Genomic DNA, 18,584 nt, shown 5'->3' with positions numbered 1-18,584 from the left:
CGTGATGATGAACTGCGCTCACGCGAACCATTCTCCCAGTCGGTCGCCGAGCAGGCGGAGACCCGCCGAGTTCGACGATTTCACCAATATCGTGTCACCGGGCTGCGTGCTCGCGGTGACGAGCTCGAACGCTTCGTCGGCGGTCTCGACGAACGCCGACTCACCGTCCCACGAGCCCTCGTTGATCGCCGAGATGTGCAGGCGACGCGCGCCTTGCCCGACGACGACGAGCTGCGAGATGCCGAGCCTCACGGCGAGCAGGCCGATGCGGTCGTGCTCCTCGCCCGAGAACTCGCCGAGTTCGCTCATCTCGCCGAGCACCGCGATCGTGCGGGTACCGGGCGTCTTCACCTGGGCGAGTGTCTTGAGCGCGGCCGACATCGAGTCGGGGCTCGCGTTGTAGGCGTCGTTGATGACGGTGATGTCATCGCGGCCGCCCATGAGCTGCATGCGCCAGCGCTCGGCGAGGGTGACCTGCTCGAGGGCGGTCACGATGTCGGCGAGGCCGACGCCGAGCTGCAGGGATGCCGCAACCGCCGCCAGGGCGTTCATGACGTGGTGCTCGCCGAGCACGCCGAAGTGGACGCGGGCCTCGTCGCCACCCGGTACCGTCACCGTGAAGTCGGTGCCGCGCGCGTGCACGCGCAGGTCGGTGGCGCGCACGTCGGCGGCGTCGCCGAGTCCGAACCAGACGACGCGTGCAGCGGTCAGGCCGGCCATCGGGACGACGCGGGGGTCATCGGCGTTGAGCACGGCCACGTCGGTTTCGAGGAGGTCGGTGACCATCTCGGACTTCGCCCGCACCGTCTGCTCGATTCCGCCGAACTCGCCGGCGTGGGCGAGCCCGACCTTGAGCACGATGCCGACGTCGGGCCGCGCCATCTTCACGAGGCGCGCGATCTCGCCGACGCCGGAGGCCCCCATCTCGGCGACGAGGAACTCGGTCTCGTCGGTGAGCTCGAGCATCGTGACGGGTGCGCCGACCTCGTTGTTGTAGGACGCCCGGGCCGCGACGGTCGGTCCGATGCGCTCGAGCACCGCCCGGAGCAGGTTCTTCGTCGTCGTCTTGCCGTTCGACCCGGTGACCCCGACGATGCGGAGCCGTCCGAGCGCACGGACGCGGCGCACGACCTCGGTCGCGAGTGCGCCGAGCGCGTCGACCGAGTCGGCGACGATGACCTGCGGCACGGCGAGGTCGAGCGCGTGTTCGACGATGAGGAGCGCCGCGCCCTGTTCGGCGGCAGCGGGTGCGAAGCGGTGCCCGTCGTCGAACTCGCCTCGCTTGGCGACGAAGAGGTCGCCCGCTCCGATCTCGCGCGAGTCGGTGGTGACCGCGCCTGCGACCACCGTCAGCGGGGTCGCCTCAGTGCCGTCGAGCCGGAGTACACCGCCGGTCGCCTCGGCGACCTCGGCCAGCGTCAGGGCGATCACGACAGCCACCCCGCGTCGCGCAGGGCCTGCTTCGAGTCTTCACGTGCGGAGTACGGGATCTTGACGCCTTTCACCTCGTGGTAGTCCTCGTGTCCGGGACCCGCGTATAGGATGGCGTCGCCATCCTGCGCGAGCGCGAGCGCAGCGCGGAATGCCGCGCGGGGGTCGGGGATCTCGTGGATCTCGCGATCGGGCACCGCCTCGCGCGCACCGGCGATGAGCGCGGCCCTGATGGCCGCCGGATCCTCGTTGCGCGGGTGGAAGTCGGTGATCACGACGACGTCGGAGCCGCGGGCGGCGATCGCGCCCATCTCGGCGCGCTTCGTCGTGTCTCGGTCGCCATCGGCGCCGAACAGCATGATGACCCGGCCCTCGGTGATGCGACGGATCGCGCCGAGCGTCTGCAGGAACGCATCGGGGCTGTGGCCGTAGTCGATGTAGACGACGGGGCCGCGGTCGCCCGAGATGCGCTCAGCGCGGCCGGGGATGTAGGCGTCGATGCCGCCGTCCCGCTCGAGCACCGCGGCGATGCGGTCGAGGTCGTATCCGGCCTCGGTGAGCATGACGATCGCGAGTGCCGCGTTGGCCGCCATGTACCAGCCGAGCAGGGGCACCTTCGTCTCGATGCGGCGACCGTCGGGCCCTTCGAGGGCGAACACGGTGAACGCGGCCTGCTCGTCGAGCACGGTGACGCGCCAGTCGGCCGCGCGATCGGAGGTGGTCGTGAGCGTCGTGACGGGGATGCGCGACTCGGCCACGAGCCGGTCGCCCCACGCCGAGTCGACGGTGACGACGCCGCGGCGGGCGCGTTCGGGCTGGAACAGCTCGCGCTTCGCCTCGAAGTACTGGTCGAGGTCGGCGTAGTCGTCGAGGTGGTCGTGGCTGAGGTTGGTGAACCCCGCCACGTCGAAGACCAGCCCGTCGACGCGATGGCGGCTGAGCGCCTGCGCCGACACCTCGATCGCGACCGCTCGTACGTCGACCTCGCGCATGCGGGCGAGGAGTGCGTGCAGTTCGCTCGCCTCGGGCGTCGTCAGGGAGCTCGTGACGGCCTCGTCGCCGATGCGGCGCTCGGCCGTCGAGGTCAGGCCGGCCGTGACACCGAGCTGTCGGAGGATGCCGTAGAGCAGGTAGACGACGCTCGTCTTGCCGTTGGTGCCGGTCACGGCGAACGTCGAGGCGGGGTTCTCCTCGGTGCGGTGGATCCAGGCGGCGACCGAGCCGAGCGCCGAGCGCGCGTCGGCCGTCACGAGCACCGGCAGGCCGGCGCCCTCGGCGATGGACGCGCCGGTCTCGTCGGTGAGCAGCGCGACGGCTCCGGACTCACGCGCGGCGCCGGCGAACTGGGCGCCATGCGCGTTGCGCCCGGGCACGCCGACGTAGAGGTCGCCGGCGCGCACCGAGCCCGACGCGAGGCCGACGCCGGAGACCTCGAGGTCGCCGAGCTCGCCGCGCACCTCGAACCCGAACTCCTCGGCGAGGCCGCGGAGCGATCGAGGGCTCGGGTGCTGCGGCCGGAGGGCCGTTGGAGGCGATCCGGTCACGAACCCAACTTTCTCACCAGGTGGCTGGCAGATCGGGCGCCGGAGCGCCGGATGGAACGGTCCGATACTTCTTCAGCACCTGGCTCATCACCTTCTGGAAGACGGGCGCGGATGCGGCGGACGAGTTCATCTTAACGGGATTGTTGATGCTGACCGAAACCACGAACTCGGGATCGTCGGCCGGGGCGAAGCCCGAGACCGAGACCAGGTAGCCCGACCGGTAGCCGCCGTTGCCGTCGGCGAACTGGGCCGTACCGGTCTTCGCCGCCACCCGGTAGCCGGGAATGTTCCAGGTGTCGGCGAGCCATCCCTCGGCGTAGACCCGCTCGAGCATCTGCGAGGTCTCGTCGGCCGCCTTCTCCGAGATGACCCGCTCGCCCTTCGAGGGCGGCGCCGTCGTCTCGCCGTCGGGCGTCGTGCAGCCGTCGACGAGCTGCACGGGCATGCGCACCCCGCCGTTCGCGATCGTCTGGTAGGCGCTCGCGATCTGCACGGCCGTCGTCGTGAGGCCCTGGCCGAACATGGTCGCGTACTTCGTCTGGTTGTCCCACTCGTCGGGGTCGCCGTGCAGGTCGCCCGTCTCCTCGTTCGGGAAGCCGACCTCGGTCTGCTCGCCCAGGTGGAACTTCTTCATGTCGTCGTAGCGCTGACGGTCGGTGAGGCGCTCTCCGAACTTCGACATGCCCGTGTTCGACGACTCGATGAGCACACCGGTGAGGGTCAGCCGTTCGTCCTCGTGGAACGCACTGTCGTTGATGTCGGCGCCGTTCGACGGGTAGTACTTGTAGGGCGCGACGATCTGGTCGAGCGGCGTGGCCTTGCCCGCGTCGAGCACCGAGGCGGCGGTGATCGCCTTGAAGGTCGAACCCGGCTCGAACGGCGCCGTGAAGGTGCGCGACCCCCGGTCGTCGGCGTCGGTCGCGGACGGGTCGTTCGGGTCGACCGTCGGCACGTCGGCGACCGCGAGCAGTCGCCCGGTCTTCACCTCCATGACCGTGGCCGTCGCCCAGTCGGCACCCGTCGCGCGTCGCTGCTCCTCGAGCACGCGCTGGACGAAGAACTGGAGGTCTGCGTCGATCGTGAGCTTCAGGGTGCCGCCGTCCTTCGCCTGCTTCTGCACGATCTCGGTGCCCGGGATGGGAACCCAGTCGGATGCGCTGTGCAGGTAGCTCACCTCGCCGTCGGTGCCCGCGAGGCACTGGTCCTGCGCGAGCTCGAGCCCGGCGAGCGGCGTGCCGTCGTCGGCCTGCACGAAGCCGAGCAGGTTGCCGCCGACCGCGCCGTTCGGGTACGTGCGGCTCGGGTGCTCCTTCGGATAGACCCAGGCGATCTCGAGCGCCTTCACCGCGTCGTATGTCGCCGTGTCGACCTGCTTCGCGATGAAGGCGAAATCCGAGTCGGGGTTCTCCGCGAGCTTGGAGGTGATGATCCCCACGACCTGGTCCGTCGTCAGGCCGACCACGGGCGCGAGTTCGGCCGCAGCCGGCGTGAGACCGGCGACCAGTTCCTCCGTCGTGAGGTCGACCTCCTTCGTCGTGTCGCCCGACTCCGACGCCACGCGCTCGACGACGGCCAGCTTCGCCTGCTTCGGGGAGACCACGATGTCGTAGCGCATGACACTGTCCGCCAGGACCGTTCCGTTCGCGTCGACGATGTCGCCGCGCGCACCCCAGACCTTCACGGGCGTCGAACGGGCATCCTGCGACTGCGCGTTGAGTGCGGACGCCCGCACGACCTGGATGTCGACGAGCTTCACGACGAAGACGCCGACGAGGACCACCAGCAGTACGGCCGAGACGATGATCCTCCGCATCGGGTGCCGGGTCGTTCGCTTCATCCGGTGGTTCCTCGGCCCTTCTGGTGGTGCACGGTCGTACGGTTTCCGGCTAGTGGGTCGCCGGCGTCGGCAGCCCGTCGCTCACGGGCGGTGCTGCGGGATCCTCGGGCGTCTGCGCCCCTCCAGAGCCCGCGGCCCCCGCCGCGCCCGCGGCGGCCCGCTCGCCGCCCCCCTTCGCCTGCTTCTTCGGAGTCTCCCCCGCAGGCTCCTCGGTGACGAGCGGCACGCCGTCGATGAGCGCATTCGGGACGAGCGGCCCGGATGCCTCGGCGCCGGCGCGCGCCGGCGTCGGATCGCCGCTCACCGAACCGTCGGAGAGCTTCAGGAGCACCGGGCTCGCGTTCGGCACCATGCCGAGCGCTTCGGCGTTCGCGGCGAGATACTGCGGCGACTCCACCCGGTCGAGGTCCTCGCGGAGCTGCTGCTCCTGTCGATCGAGCTTCGTCTGCTGCATCTGGGCGTGGTCGATGTCGTAGGCGCCCTGGGTGATCGCGATCGACAGCAGCAGCTGGGCGACGACGATCGCCGCGACACCCGCGACCGCGATGATCGCGTAGGCGAGCGTCGGCTTCGCACGGCGGCCCGGCTCGGGTGCGGGGCGAAGCCACCGCCCTCGCTCGGGCGCACGCCGGGGCGCCGGCTTGGATTCGGCGGGCAGGACGTTGGCCGGCAGCGCACTCATGACGGCCTCCTCACTCGTTCTGCGGCACGCAAGCGCACCGGCTTGGCACGCGGGTTCTCCGCCTGCTCGGCTTCGGAGGCGAGCTCTGCGCCACGGACGAGGAGCTTGAACTGCGGCCGGTGCTCAGGCAGCTCCATCGGGAGACCGGCAGGGGCGGTCGAGCTCGACGCCGCCTGCAGCACGCGCTTCACGATGCGGTCCTCGAGCGACTGGTACGCGAGCACGACGATGCGACCGCCGACCGCGACGGTGTCGAGTGCAGCGGGCATCGCCCGCTCGAGGACCGAGAGCTCTTCGTTCACCTCGATGCGCAGCGCCTGGAACACCCGTTTCGCCGGGTGCCCCTGCCGCTGGACGGCGACGGGTGTCGCCGCCTGGAGCACGGCGACGAGTTCGGCCGATCGCGTGATCGGCGCCTCGGCACGCGCCCGCACGATCGCGCGGGCGTAGCGGGCGGCGAGCTTCTCCTCGCCGTAGTCGAGGAAGATGCGTCGCAGCTCCTCCTCACTCGACTCGGCGATGACATCGGCTGCCGTACGACCCTTCGTCGAGTCCATACGCATGTCGAGCGGGGCGTCCTTCGAGTAGGCGAACCCGCGCTCGGCACGATCGAGCTGGAGCGAGGAGACACCCAGGTCGAAGAGCACGCCGTGCACCTCGCTGAAGCCCTCCGAACGCACCGCGCGTGCGATGCCGTCGTACACGGTGTGCACGAACCGCGCCCGGTCGCCGTACTTCGCAAGCCGCTCGCGGGCGATGCCGAGTGCGTCGGTGTCGCGGTCGAGCCCGATCACCGTGAGCTTCGGGAAGCGCTCGAGGAATGCGGCGGTGTGCCCGCCCATGCCGAGCGTGGCGTCGACCATGACCGCGCCGTCGGCCTCGAGGGCCGGCGCGAGCAGCTCGAGCGTGCGCTCGAGCATGACCGGGGTGTGGATTCGTTCGATGTCCATGATTCCGCCTCTGCTTCCGGGCCTCGCGCCCTGATCCCCATCCGTTCGTCCTGATGCGGGGAAGTGCACCAGGCCCGGCCGGCTGGGAGTCGGGACCCGAGGATTCAGAAGAGTCCGGGGATCACCTCCTCCGCCGTCTCTGCGAAGGCCGCCTCCTGCTCGGCGAGGTAGCTCTGCCACGCCGCCTGGTCCCAGATCTCCACCCGACTGCCGGCGCCGATGACCGTGAGGTCTCGGTCGAGCCCCGCGTAGCCGCGGAGGTTGGCGGGGATGGTGACCCGGTTCTGCTTGTCGGGGGTCTCCGCGGAGGCACCCGAGAGGAAGACGCGCATGTAGTCGCGTGCCTGCTTGCTCGTCACGGGGGCTTGGCGGATCTTGTCGCTCATGCTCTCGAACTCGCGGGCGCTGAACACGTAGATGCAGCGCTCCTGCCCGCGCGTGAGCACGAGCCCGTTCGACAGCTCCTCCCGGAACTTGGCCGGAAGAATGACGCGCCCCTTCTCATCGAGCTTCGGCTCGTAGGTCCCGAGGAACATGCGCCACCCCCTTTCCTCCGGCCAGGATCCAGGTGACCCCACTTTACTCCACCTTCATCCACCAATCAACGACAAACGCTCGAATTTCGCGCGCGTCGCACAGAAGTCCCGCGGAAACACGGGGATACAGCCGGGTGGAGCGGAGTGGAGGAAATCGCACTGGAATGGCGCGAACGGGCGCGTCGCGGGCCGTGGGCGTCGTCGGCGGGCCCGCTCCCGGGGGCGCGAACCGGTCCGGAGACACGAAAAACGGGCCGATCAGGAGATCGGCCCGTTCAGGTGGTCGGAAGTGGAGGGACTAGTCGCGGCCCTCCTGGCGGCGGTCCCAGCGATCGTTCATGCGATCCATGAAGCCCGCCCCGGAGCGCGGCTTCGCACTGCTCGACGGAGACTCGGTCGGAGCTGCAGTCGCCGCACCGCGCTTGCCTGGCGTGATCGCGACGAGGACGCCCGCGAACATCAGTGCGAATCCGACGATGCCGATGATCAGGATCTGCGACGCGACGCCGCCGATCAGTGCACCGACGCCGGCGACCGCGAGGAGGACGCCCAGCACGATCGCACGGTAATTCGGGCGCCGACCGCGCACACCGCCGACGGCATGCACGAAGTCGGCATCGTTGCGGTAGAGGTTCCGCTCCATCTCCTCGAGAAGACGTTGCTCCTGCTCTGAAAGCGGCATCTCATTCCCCTCAGGCTCGGGATCGACGCATCCGAGTCCATTCTAGCCCCGCGTCGCCTCGGTAGGCTAGGCGGGTGGCTCACAGTTCCCGGCTGGTCGATCTGGTTCACGAACGCATCGAGGACTTCCTCGCCGAACGTACCTCAATTCTCCGTTCGATCAGTCCCGACCTCGACCCGCTCGACCTCTTCTCACGGCGATTTCTCAGCGGTGGCAAGCGCTTCCGCGCCCTGTTCTGCTACTGGGGGTGGGAGGCCGTGCACGGGCGCGGATTCGATCCGTTCGACGCCGACGACGAGGTCGATCTCGCACCGGTGGTCTCCGCGGCCGCCGCCCTCGAGCTGTTCCACGCTGCGGCGCTCGTGCACGACGACATCATCGACAAGTCCGACACCCGTCGCGGCGCCCCCTCGGCGCATCGCCTCTTCGAGACGCTGCACGCCGAGTCGGGCTGGGCGGGCGAGGCCGACGCGTTCGGCATCGACGCCGCGATCCTGCTCGGCGACCTGCTGCTCGGCTGGAGCGACGAACTCCTCGACGCGGGGCTCGACGCCCTGCCCGATCGTGCGGCCGCCCGAGCAGCGCGCACCGAGTTCATGCGGATGCGCACGGAGGTGACGGCCGGCCAGTACCTCGACATCCTCGAGGAGCGCGCCTGGGTGGCGCAGCCCGACGACGAGCAGCGGCTGCGTGCCGAGCGCATCATCGTGTACAAGTCGGCGAAGTACAGCATCGAGGCCCCGCTCGTCATCGGCGGGGCGATCGCCGGGGCCGATGGCGCCCAGTCGGCCGCGCTCCGCGAGTTCGGCCTGCCGCTCGGCATCGCCTACCAGTTGCGCGACGACCTGCTCGGCGTCTACGGCGACCCCGAGGTCACCGGCAAGCCGAGTGGCGACGACCTGCGCGAGGGCAAGCGGACCATGCTCGTCGCGATCGCGCGGGAGCGACTCTCGGCCGGACAGCGCCGGCTGCTCGACGAACTCCTCGGCGACCCCGATCTCGACGCCGACCAGATCCGCATGCTCCAGCGGACGATCGCGGAATGCGGGGCCGTCGACGAGCTCGAGTCGATGATCTCGGATCACGCCGCGCGAGCGGTCGCCGCGCTCGAACAGGCCCCGCTCAGCCAGGCTGCGCGTTCGGAGCTCGGCGCACTCGTGCGGACGGTGACCCGGCGATCGAGCTGACGCGCCTCAGAGGAGCGCCTGGGCGATCCGACGCACCTCCGCCTTCCGGCCGGCGCGCAGCGCGTCGATCGGGGTCGTTCCCAGGCTGTCCTCCTCCGCGAGCAACCACTCGAGCGCCTCGGCGTCACTGAACCCGACGTCGGAGAGCAGCACGGCCGTGCCGTGGATCTCGGGCAGGGGTGCATCGTCGCGCAGGAAGACCGACGGCACCTTGAGCACGCCGTCGCGACGGGCGGCCAAGAGGTGCCGGTCATCGATGAGGCGCCGGATGCGCGACGGGCTCTGCCCGAGGAGTTCGACGAGTTCGGGAACGGTCAGCCAGGTGGTCTCGGCGGCATCGGTCACGAAGCAAGACTGCCATGACGGGGGGCGAACGCGGAAGCCGGAACCGCGCACCGAGTCCGGGAACGCAGGCGGCAGCCGCGAGTCGGCGGACGCGCGGCGAGCTTCCGCACCACCGGAAACGCAGCACGAGCCCCGGCCCTCGAGCCGAGTTCTCGGACGCGCGGCGAGGTGTTTGACTCGCCTCTGCCCCTGTGCGACCGTGACGGGAGTCGGGTGCACCAGGCCGGCGAAGGGGGAACCATGGCGTACGACGTCGACGACGCCGCCGGACGCGACGACCGGCCGTCCGGTCGCGGGCGATCACGAGGCATCCGGGGGCTGCTCACCGTTCCGCTCGCCGTCGCGAGCGCCGTCGCGGTCACCCTCGGCATCGCCCAGCCCGCCGACGCGGCGCCGCAGCCCGTCAAGCGGTCGCCCAAGGCGAAGGCGCCTGCTGCGGGCGCGACACGAGCGCCCGTCGTCGCGACAGCGGAGGTGCCGCGAGAGATCGTGGTTGCCGCCGGCGACACCGTCAGCGGCATCGCGGAGCGCTACGGACTCTCGACCGCGGAGGTACTCGCGCACAACGGGCTCGGCTGGTCGAGCCTCATCTTCCCCGGACAACGACTGGCGCTGCCCGGCGGCCGGGCCTCGACGACTCCGAGCAGCCGCGAGGGGATCGCCAAGCACACCGTGGCGGCGGGCGACACCATGAGCGGCATCGCCTCGCGATACGGCGTCGGCCTCGAAGAGCTGCTCCGCGTGAACGGACTCGGCCGCCAGTCGCTCATCTTCCCCGGTGAGCAGGTCGTGCTGCCGCCGGGAGCGGCGCCGTCGCCCGGGCCGGAACCGGACGCGGCGGCGGGGACCGAGCCCGTGCCACCCGAGGAGGGCGAGGCGATGCCGTCCGCCGACGTGCACGTCGTCGTCGACGGCGACACCGTGTGGGACATCGCCGCCCGCGAGCACGTCGGCGTCGACGCGCTCGTCGAGGCGAACGGCCTCGACGAGCGGGCGACCATCCGCCTCGGCCAGCGCCTGGTGATCCCCCGCCCCGTCCCGGTGACGACGGTCGCGTCGGTCAGCGTCGTGCTCACCGACGAGATGCGCGCGAACGCCCAGCTCATCGTCGACGTCGGCCGCGAGCTCGGCGTGCCGGACCGCGCCATCGTCATCGCCCTCGCGGCGGCGGCGCAGGAGTCCGGCCTGAAGAACGTCCGCCACGGCGACCGCGACTCCCAAGGGCTCTTCCAACAGCGGCCGAGCCAGGGTTGGGGCACCTCCGAGCAGGTGCTCGACGCCCATCGTGCGGCCGCCGCCTTCTACGGCGGACCGACCGGGCCCAACGTGGGGCGCGCGCCCGGTCTCCTCGACATTCCCGGATGGGAATCGATGCCGCTCGCCGAGGCCGCACAGGCGGTGCAGCACAGTGCGCATCCCGATCACTATGCGAAGTGGGAGGCGCAGGCTCGCGCCTGGGTGGACGAACTCGGCTGAGCCGGCCGTCACCTGCGCAGGGCGCCTGAGGATCACGATGGGATTGCGATCGGCGCGTCGGCGGCGTTTGTTCGGCCTGCGGCATATGCCCTTTCGTAGACTCGAACGGTGAGCACAGCGCCCGCGGACCCGATGATCGACCGTCTGATCGACGGCCGCTATCAGGTGCGCTCGCGCATCGCCCGCGGCGGCATGGCGACCGTCTACCTGGCGACCGATCTCCGACTCGAGCGACGCGTCGCGATCAAGATCATGCACGGGCACCTGGCCGACGACAACACGTTCAAGACGCGTTTCGTGCAGGAGGCGCGTTCGGCGGCTCGGCTCGCCCACCCCAACGTCGTGAACGTCTTCGACCAGGGCCAGGACGCCGACATGGCGTACCTCGTCATGGAGTACCTGCCCGGCATCACGCTGCGCGACCTGCTCAAGGACTACAAGAAGCTCACCCCCGAGCAGACCGTCGACATCATGGACGCGGTGCTGTCGGGTCTCGCCGCCGCGCACAAGGCGGGCATCGTGCACCGCGACCTCAAGCCCGAGAACGTGCTGCTCGCCGACGACGGCCGCATCAAGCTCGGCGACTTCGGCCTCGCGCGCGCCGCGAGCGCGAACACGGCGACCGGTCAGGCCCTGCTCGGCACCATCGCCTACCTCTCCCCCGAACTCGTCACCCGCGGCGTCGCCGACGCCCGCAGCGACATCTACGCGGTCGGCATCATGATGTACGAGATGCTCACCGGCGAGCAGCCGTACGTCGGCGAGGCGCCGATGCAGATCGCCTACCAGCACGCGAATGACGAGGTGCCCGCGCCGAGCTCGCGCAACCCCGCCGTTCCGGCATCGCTCGACGAGCTCGTGCTCTGGGCGACCCGTCGCGACCCCGAGGAGCGCCCACGCGACGCACGCGAGCTGCTCGACCGGCTGCGCGAGGCCGAACCCGAGCTGCGCGCATCGCACCTGCCGATCACGACGCAGGCGACGATGGTGCTGCCGTCGGGCATGGCCGCTGCCGCGGTACCGACCGCGGAGACCAGCGTGCTCGGCGCGGCACCGGTCGTCACGGCGGTGCCGCCGTCCGACGACGAGCCCGACGACGACGCCTCGGTGCTCGCCGCGAGCGCCGCCCACCGCAAGCGCCGCGGGTACTGGATCCTCGCCCTCGTGCTGCTGCTCGCCGGACTCGCGGGCGGCACCGGCTGGTATTTCGGCGCGGGCCCCGGCGCGTACGCGAGCGTGCCGACGGTGAGCACGAAGATGTCGCCCGAGGAGGCCACGGCAGCCCTCGAGGATGCCGGCTTCATCGTCGATCCGGCGACGCGCACCGACCCCGAGATCCCGAAGGGGCAGGTCGCCGGCACCGACCCCGCTGGCGGCGAGAGCGCCCGCCGAGGTTCGACGGTCACGCTCTACGTGTCCGAGGGGCCGCAGATGCTCGACGTGCCCGATGTGGTGGGTGTCCCCCTCGATGAGGCGCGGTCCCAGCTCGCCGCGTTCACGCTGCTCGACCCGGTGAAGCAGTTCTCCGCCGAGATCGAGAACGGCTCCGTCATCGCCGCGCTGGATGCCGAAGGGGCACCGCTTCCGTCGCCGTACCCCGAGCGCGGCGACGTCACCCTCGTCGTGTCGGTCGGCGCCGTGCCGCCCGTCGAGGGCACCCCCGCCGCGGAGGCGGAGGCGAAGCTCAAGGACGCCGGGCTCGTGGTGAAGTACAAGGAGCCGGTCTTCTCCGACACGGTCGCGAAGGACAGCGTCGTCACCGCCGACTGGCTCGACGACCCCATGCGCCCCGGTTCGACCGTCGAGCTCACCGTCTCGAAGGGCCAGGACCTCGTCGCTGTGCCCGACATCGTCGGAAAGAACTGGACCGAGGCGAAGCAGCTGCTGACCGACGCCGGATTCGCGCTCGACTACAACGTGCTCGCCGACATCGCTCCCGATGCCTTCGTCGTCTCCAAGGTGACGCCCGAAGCGGGCCAGAACGCGAAACGCGGCTCGACCGTCACGGTGAACTTCCAGGGCTTCTGAGCCCGGCGGCCCCGCCGGCCGCGCAAGTGCCGCGGCATCCGCGACGCCTCGACCGCGCGTAGCCCCGCGCACCGCGACCGCGAGATGCCGGATCTCCGCGCCGGGATGGACGAGAACGGCGCACGCCCCGTGGGGCGTGCGCCGTTCTGCTGCGACCGCTCAGCGCGACGCGAGCTCCTCGGCCACGAGGAACGCGAGCTCGAGCGACTGCATGTGGTTGAGCCGCGGGTCGCAGAGCGACTCGTAGCGGGTCGCGAGGGTCGCCTCGTCGATGTGCTCCGAACCGCCGAGGCACTCGGTGACATCGTCGCCGGTGAGCTCGACGTGGATGCCGCCGGGGTGCGTGCCAGCGGCACGGTGCGCCTCGAAGAAGCCCTTCACCTCGTCGACCACGTCGTCGAAACGGCGGGTCTTGTAACCGGTGGGCGTCGTGATGCCGTTGCCGTGCATCGGGTCGGTGACCCACAGCGGGTTCGCGTCGCTCGCCTTGATCGCCTCGAGCAGTGGCGGCAGTGCCTCGCGGATCTTGCCGGCGCCCATGCGCGTGATGAAGGTGAGCCGGCCCGGCTCGCGGTTCGGGTCGAGCTTCTCGACAAGCTCGAGCATCGTCTCGGGCGTCGTCGTCGGACCGAGCTTCACGCCGATCGGGTTGCGCACGCGCGAGAGGAAGTCGACGTGGGCGCCGTCGAGCTCACGGGTGCGCTCGCCGATCCAGATGAAGTGCCCGCTCGTGACGTACGGGGTGCCCGTGCGCGAGTCGATGCGGGTCATCGGGCGCTCGTAGTCCATGAGCAGGCCCTCGTGGCCCGTGTAGAACTCGGTGTGCTTGAGCGCCTCGAAGTCGGCGCCGCAGGCGTCCATGAACTTCACGGCGCGATCGATCTCGCGGGCCATCGATTCGTACCGCGAGTTCGCCGGGTTCTGCGCGAAGCCCTGGTTCCACGAGTGCACCTGGCGCAGGTCGGCGAAACCGCCCTGCGTGAACGCGCGGATGAGGTTCAGCGTCGACGCCGCCGTGTGGTAGCCGCGGATGAGTCGGTTCGGATCGGCCGTGCGCGACTCTGGCGTGAAGTCGTAGCCGTTGACGACGTCACCCCGGTAGGCGGGCAGCGTGACGTCGCCGCGGGTCTCGGTGTCGCTCGAGCGGGGCTTCGCGAACTGGCCCGCCATGCGACCCATCTTGACGACGGGCATCGAGGCGCCGTAGGTGAGCACCACGGCCATCTGCAGCACGGTCTTCACCCGGTTGCGGATCTGGTCGGCGGTCGCGCCCGCGAAGGTCTCGGCGCAGTCGCCGCCCTGCAGCAGGAACGCCTCGCCGCGCGACGCGGCCGCGAGCCGTTCGCGCATCGTGTCGACCTCGCCCGCGAAGACCAGCGGCGGCAGCGTGGCGAGCTCGGCCGAGGCGGCGCGGGCGGCCTCCGCGTCGGGCCAGGTGGGCTGCTGCTTGATCGGCAGGTCGCGCCAATAGTCGAGCCCCGCGATCACGGAGGGATCTGCGTTGACGATGGGCTCGACGAGCTGTACCACTGGGCTGTCCTGGAGGGTGCGGGCGCCACGGCGCCGGAAAGCGGAACGGCGACGCACGTCGCGCCGCCGCCCTCCGAGCCTACCGCGATTGCGAGGCCCGCTGCTCCTTCACGCTGGAGGCGTACACGTCGACGTACTCCTGCCCGCTCAGGCCGCGCAGGGCGTACACGAGCTCGTCCGTCACGGAACGCAACACGAAGCGATCGCCCTCCAGACCCTCGAACCGGGAGAAGTCGATCGGCTCGCCGACGATGATGCCGATCCGGCGCACGCGCGGCAGTCGGGTGCCGATCGGCATGACGTGCTCGGTGCCGATCATCGCGACCGGGACGACCGGTGCGCCCGACTCGAGGACCATGCGGGCGACGCCCGTGCGCCCCCGGTAGAGCTTGCCGTCGGGGCTGCGAGTGCCCTCGGGGTAGATGCCGAGGATGCTGCCCTCTGCCAGTACCCGGAGGCCGGTGTTCAGGGATGCCTCGGACGCCTTGCCGCCCGAACGGTCGATCGGCAGCTGCCCCGCGGCCTGGAAGAACATGCGCGTCGCCCAGCCCTTGAGCCCCTTGCCGGTGAAGTACTCGCTCTTCGCGAGGAACACGACGGGGCGGTCGACGACGAGCGGCAGGAAGATCGAGTCGATGAACGAGAGGTGGTTCGAGGCGAGCACCACGGCACCCTCCTTCGGCACGTTCTCGAGCCCGACGACCCACGGCCGGAAGATCGAGAGCAGGATCGGCCCGACCACGAGGTGCTTCATGATCCAGTAGAACACCGCGCGGCTCCCTTCCCGTGAGACATCGACTCAGCTTAACGCCGGGTGGCTCAGGAGTGTTCGGCGACCCACACGCGGGCGAGGTCGGCAGCGCCGACGACGCCGGCGTCGTTCACGAGCTCGGCGATGACGAAGTCGGGCTCGGGGTGGTAGCCGCGAGCGGGCAGGTGCTCGAGATACGCCTCGCGGATGGGCTCGAGCAGCAGCTCGCCGGCGACCGCGACGCCTCCGCCGAACACGAATCGCTGCGGATCGAGCACCGCGGAGAGACTCGCGGACGCCGCTCCGAGCCAGTGGCCGAGCTGGCGGAGGGCGGCGATGGCGCCCGGGTCGCCCGCTTCGATGAGCCCGCCGACGATCGTGCCGTCGAGTGCGCCGTGCTCGGCGCGCGCCCGTGCCAGCGACTGGCCGATACCGCCCGCGTCGGCGATCTCGCCCGCCATGCGCAGGAGGGCCCGCCCCGAACCGTACTGCTCGATGCAGCCGCGCTGGCCGCACCCGCACGCGAGGCCGTCGGGCACGACCCGGAGGTGACCGAGCTCGGCGCCCGCGCCGAACCCGCCTCGGAAGAGGCGGTCGTTCGCGACGATCGCGCCGCCGACGCCCGTACCGATCGTGAGCATCACCATGTCGCTCACGAGCCGGCCGGCGCCGAAGCGGAACTCAGCCCACCCGGCGGCGTTCGCGTCGTTGTCGACGACGACGGTGCCGCCGACCTGCGCCTCGAGCTTCTCGCGCAACGGCTCGTTGCGCCAGTCGATGTTCGGGGCGTAGTAGAGGGTCGACTGCGCCGCGTCGACGAAGCCCGCCGCGGCGACGCCGACGGCCTCGATGTCGTCGGAGCCGCGGAGGCCGGCGATCATCTCGACGACGGCACGTTCGAGCGCCGGCGCGTCACCGGCGGGGGTCGGCACCCGATCGCTGCGCACGATCGCGCCGAGCTCGTCGACGACTGCGCCGGCGATCTTCGTTCCACCGATGTCGATACCGATCGCGTGCACGCTGACGCCGCCTTTCAGAGGGGGACGGGGCTGGGGTCGCGCCGGAACGGGGCCGCGCGCGCAACGACTAGAGTGTAGTAGACCCCAAAGCCGAGGTCGCGCAGGTACCCGAGCCGGGCGCGATCCACTCGGTACCGAAGGAGCTACCGTGATCGAATTCTCCACGCCCGCCGTGGTCGCGCCCGACCCTACGGCGAACACCACCGACCTGCTCGTCGACCGCCTCGCGGCGACGCCCGATTCGGTGCTGTTCTCCCGGCCCACCGCCGACGGCGGCTGGAGCCCGGTGACGACGCGCGAGTTCTACGACCAGGTCATCGCACTCGCCAAGGGCTTCGTGGCCGCCGGCATCGAGCCCGGCGACAAGATCGGCCTCATGTGCAAGACGCGCTACGAGTGGACGCTCATCGACTTCGCCGTCTGGTTCGCCGGCGCGGTGCTGGTTCCCGTCTACGAGACGAGCTCTCCCGCGCAGGTCCGCTGGAACCTGAGCGACTCGGGCGCGATCGCCGTCATCCTCGAGACGCCCGACCACTTCGCCCGCTTCGACGAGGTGCACCCCGACCTGCCGCTCATCCGCAAGAACTGGCAGATCGACCTCGGCGACCTCGACAAGATCGCCGCGGGCGGAACCGAGGTTCCCGACGATGAGATCGAGCGCCGCCGCAAGCTCGCGAACGGCGACGACATCGCGACCCTCATCTACACGTCGGGCTCGACCGGCAAGCCCAAGGGCTGCGTGCTCACCCACTCGAACTTCGTCGAACTCTCGCGCAACTCGGCCGTCGCACTCGATGAGGTCGTGCTCGACCCGAACGGCGCGTCGACGCTACTGTTCATCACGCTCGCGCACGTGTTCGCGCGCTTCATCGCGGTGCTGTGCGTGCACGCGGGCGTGCGCGTCGGCCACCAGCCCGACACGCGACAGCTCCTCCCCTCGCTCGGCAGCTTCAAGCCGACCTTCCTCCTCGCCGTGCCACGCGTGTTCGAGAAGGTCTACAACGTCTCCGAGCAGAAGGCCGAGGCCGGCGGCAAGGGCAAGATCTTCCGCACGGCCGCCGACGTCGCGGTCGCCTACTCGACGGCGAAGGAACAGGGCTCGGTGCCGCTCGGCCTGAAGCTCAAGTTCAAGCTGTTCGACGCGCTCGTGTTCTCCAAGCTGCGCGCGGCGATGGGCGGCAACGTCAAGTACGCCGTGTCGGGCTCCGCGCCGCTCGGCCCCCGACTCGGCCACTTCTACCACGCGCTCGGCATCACGATCCTCGAGGGCTACGGCCTCACCGAGACCACGGCGCCCGCGACCGTCAACCTCCCCACGAAGTCGAAGATCGGCACCGTCGGGCCGGCGCTGCCCGGCATCTCGGTGCGCCTCGCCGACGACGGCGAGATCCAGGTCAAGGGCGTGGACGTCTTCAAGGAGTACTGGAAGAACCCCGAGGCGACCGCGGAGGCGTTCGAGGACGGCTGGTTCAAGACGGGTGACATCGGCGCGTTCGACACCGAGGGATTCCTCACCATCACGGGCCGCAAGAAGGAGATCATCGTCACCGCAGGCGGCAAGAACGTGGCCCCGGCCGGCCTCGAGGATCCGATCCGTGCGAACCCGCTCGTGGGCCAGGTCGTCGTCGTCGGCGACAAGAAGCCGTTCATCGCCGCCCTCGTCACGCTCGACCCCGAGATGCTGCCCGTCTGGCTCAACAACAACGGCGAGGACGCCGGCATGTCGCTCGAGGAGGCCTCGACGAACCCGGCCGTGCTCGCCGAGGTGCAGCGCGCGATCGACGCCGCGAACGAGAACGTCTCGCGCGCCGAGTCGATCCGCAAGTTCACGATCCTCACCACCGAGCTGACCGAGGAGAGCGGGCACCTGACGCCGAAGCTCAGCATCAAGCGCAACATCATCCTCGAGGACTTCGCCCCGCACATCGAGGCGATGTACTCGGGCGCACCCGCGACCGAGGGCCACTCGATCGTCAGCTGACGCGACCTACGACGAAGCGCCCCGCGGAACCTCCGCGGGGCGCTTCGTCGTGTTCGGGCCGACCGGCACGAGGCCCCACGACGGATGCCTCGGCGCGACGTCGATCGTCAGAACCAGTCGGACTCGCGGATCTCCTTCATCGCCGCGCGACGCTCGTCGTTCTCGAGCCGGTCGAGGTAGAGCAGTCCGTCGAGGTGATCGGTCTCGTGCTGCAGCGCCTGCGCCATGAGACCGGTGCCCTCGAGCACGAGCTCGTTGCCGTCGAGGTCGATGCCGCGCACCTTCGCGTAGGGGTGGCGAGGCGTCTTGTGCCAGAGTCCGGGCACCGAGAGGCATCCCTCGTCGATGAGCTCCTTCTCACCCGACACCTCGACGATCTCGGGATTCAGGATGTACCCGACCTCGCCGTCGACGTTGTAGCTGAAGGCGCGCAGGTTCACGCCGATCTGGGATGCCGCGACGCCGGCCCGCCCGGGCAGCTTCACGCTGTCGACGAGGTCGGCGACGAGCGCGCGCACGCGATCGTCGACCTGTTCGACGGGGGCTGAGACGGTCTTGAGGACGGGGTCGCCGAACAGGCGGATGGGACGCTCTGGCAATGTTCT

The 18,584-nt window shown here is 70.3% G+C and carries 16 protein-coding genes; 4 read left to right on the top strand and 12 right to left on the bottom strand.

What is annotated here, in order from left to right; translation table 11 throughout:
* Positions 1-18: 18 nt before the first annotated feature.
* The 7 genes from murF to ACFWGP_RS03215 form a co-directional block, all read right to left on the bottom strand.
* Positions 19-1,431, bottom strand: a complete 1,413-nt coding sequence (gene murF, locus ACFWGP_RS03245; RefSeq protein WP_275505887.1) for a UDP-N-acetylmuramoyl-tripeptide--D-alanyl-D-alanine ligase — start codon at positions 1,429-1,431, stop codon at positions 19-21.
* Positions 1,428-2,975: a Mur ligase family protein gene (locus ACFWGP_RS03240; protein ID WP_275505888.1), complete on the bottom strand. Its 1,548-nt coding sequence runs from the start codon at positions 2,973-2,975 to the stop codon at positions 1,428-1,430. Before ACFWGP_RS03240 ends, murF begins: the two co-directional genes overlap by 4 nt.
* A gap of 13 nt (positions 2,976-2,988) precedes the next feature.
* A complete protein-coding gene (locus ACFWGP_RS03235) occupies positions 2,989-4,812 on the bottom strand; it encodes a penicillin-binding protein 2 (RefSeq protein ID WP_275505889.1) in 1,824 nt (607 codons plus the stop codon).
* Between the two features lie 49 nt (positions 4,813-4,861).
* Positions 4,862-5,494 carry a hypothetical protein gene (locus tag ACFWGP_RS03230; protein ID WP_231431206.1) on the bottom strand — a complete coding sequence of 211 codons (633 nt, stop codon included), beginning with the start codon at positions 5,492-5,494 and terminating at the stop codon, positions 4,862-4,864.
* Positions 5,491-6,444: a 16S rRNA (cytosine(1402)-N(4))-methyltransferase RsmH gene (gene rsmH, locus ACFWGP_RS03225; RefSeq protein ID WP_231431207.1), complete on the bottom strand. Its 954-nt coding sequence runs from the start codon at positions 6,442-6,444 to the stop codon at positions 5,491-5,493. The genes ACFWGP_RS03230 and rsmH overlap by 4 nt, the downstream gene beginning before the upstream one ends.
* A gap of 104 nt (positions 6,445-6,548) precedes the next feature.
* Complete coding sequence (gene mraZ, locus ACFWGP_RS03220) at positions 6,549-6,980, bottom strand: division/cell wall cluster transcriptional repressor MraZ (RefSeq protein WP_275505891.1); 432 nt, start codon at positions 6,978-6,980, stop codon at positions 6,549-6,551.
* A 298-nt stretch (positions 6,981-7,278) separates the two neighbouring features.
* On the bottom strand, positions 7,279-7,662 hold the full coding sequence (locus ACFWGP_RS03215; RefSeq protein WP_231431209.1) for a DUF3040 domain-containing protein: 384 nt from the start codon (positions 7,660-7,662) through the stop codon (positions 7,279-7,281).
* Between the two features lie 74 nt (positions 7,663-7,736).
* On the opposite strand from ACFWGP_RS03215, the gene ACFWGP_RS03210 reads away from it, so the two are divergent.
* Positions 7,737-8,849 (top strand): polyprenyl synthetase family protein, encoded by a 1,113-nt coding sequence (locus tag ACFWGP_RS03210; protein WP_376930109.1) that lies wholly within the window; start codon positions 7,737-7,739, stop codon positions 8,847-8,849.
* Positions 8,850-8,855: 6 nt separating this feature from the next.
* Here ACFWGP_RS03210 and ACFWGP_RS03205 read toward each other — a convergent pair whose 3' ends face one another.
* Positions 8,856-9,194: an Rv2175c family DNA-binding protein gene (locus ACFWGP_RS03205; RefSeq protein WP_231431211.1), complete on the bottom strand. Its 339-nt coding sequence runs from the start codon at positions 9,192-9,194 to the stop codon at positions 8,856-8,858.
* Between the two features lie 240 nt (positions 9,195-9,434).
* Here ACFWGP_RS03205 and ACFWGP_RS03200 point away from each other — a divergent pair, with 240 nt between their 5' ends.
* Together ACFWGP_RS03200 and pknB are read left to right on the top strand one after the other, a co-directional pair.
* Complete coding sequence (locus ACFWGP_RS03200) at positions 9,435-10,670, top strand: LysM peptidoglycan-binding domain-containing protein (protein WP_376930108.1); 1,236 nt, start codon at positions 9,435-9,437, stop codon at positions 10,668-10,670.
* Between the two features lie 108 nt (positions 10,671-10,778).
* Entirely contained in the window at positions 10,779-12,698 is a 1,920-nt protein-coding gene (gene pknB / locus ACFWGP_RS03195; protein ID WP_376930107.1) for a Stk1 family PASTA domain-containing Ser/Thr kinase, read from the top strand.
* A gap of 159 nt (positions 12,699-12,857) precedes the next feature.
* Here pknB and ACFWGP_RS03190 read toward each other — a convergent pair whose 3' ends face one another.
* From ACFWGP_RS03190 to ACFWGP_RS03180, 3 genes are all read right to left on the bottom strand, one after another.
* Positions 12,858-14,228, bottom strand: coding sequence for a class II 3-deoxy-7-phosphoheptulonate synthase (locus ACFWGP_RS03190; protein ID WP_374201123.1), 1,371 nt, complete (start codon positions 14,226-14,228; stop codon positions 12,858-12,860).
* Positions 14,229-14,307: 79 nt separating this feature from the next.
* Entirely contained in the window at positions 14,308-14,997 is a 690-nt protein-coding gene (locus tag ACFWGP_RS03185; RefSeq protein ID WP_231431214.1) for a 1-acyl-sn-glycerol-3-phosphate acyltransferase, read from the bottom strand.
* Positions 14,998-15,047: 50 nt separating this feature from the next.
* Entirely contained in the window at positions 15,048-15,998 is a 951-nt protein-coding gene (locus tag ACFWGP_RS03180) for an ROK family glucokinase (RefSeq protein WP_231431215.1), read from the bottom strand.
* Positions 15,999-16,146: 148 nt separating this feature from the next.
* Between ACFWGP_RS03180 and ACFWGP_RS03175 the strand changes: the two genes are divergently transcribed.
* Positions 16,147-17,979, top strand: coding sequence for an AMP-dependent synthetase/ligase (locus ACFWGP_RS03175; protein ID WP_376930106.1), 1,833 nt, complete (start codon positions 16,147-16,149; stop codon positions 17,977-17,979).
* Positions 17,980-18,086: 107 nt separating this feature from the next.
* Here ACFWGP_RS03175 and def read toward each other — a convergent pair whose 3' ends face one another.
* The gene (gene def / locus ACFWGP_RS03170) at positions 18,087-18,578 is read right to left on the bottom strand and encodes a peptide deformylase (protein WP_231431217.1); all 492 of its coding nucleotides are present in this window, start codon (positions 18,576-18,578) and stop codon (positions 18,087-18,089) included.
* Between the last annotated feature and the right edge of the window lie 6 nt (positions 18,579-18,584).

Source organism: Agromyces sp. NPDC127015, from assembly GCF_042725165.1.
In the GTDB taxonomy this organism is placed as follows: domain Bacteria; phylum Actinomycetota; class Actinomycetes; order Actinomycetales; family Microbacteriaceae; genus Agromyces; species Agromyces chromiiresistens.
Note: the sequence above shows the minus strand (reverse complement) of the source record. Positions and strands in the feature narration are given on the sequence as shown.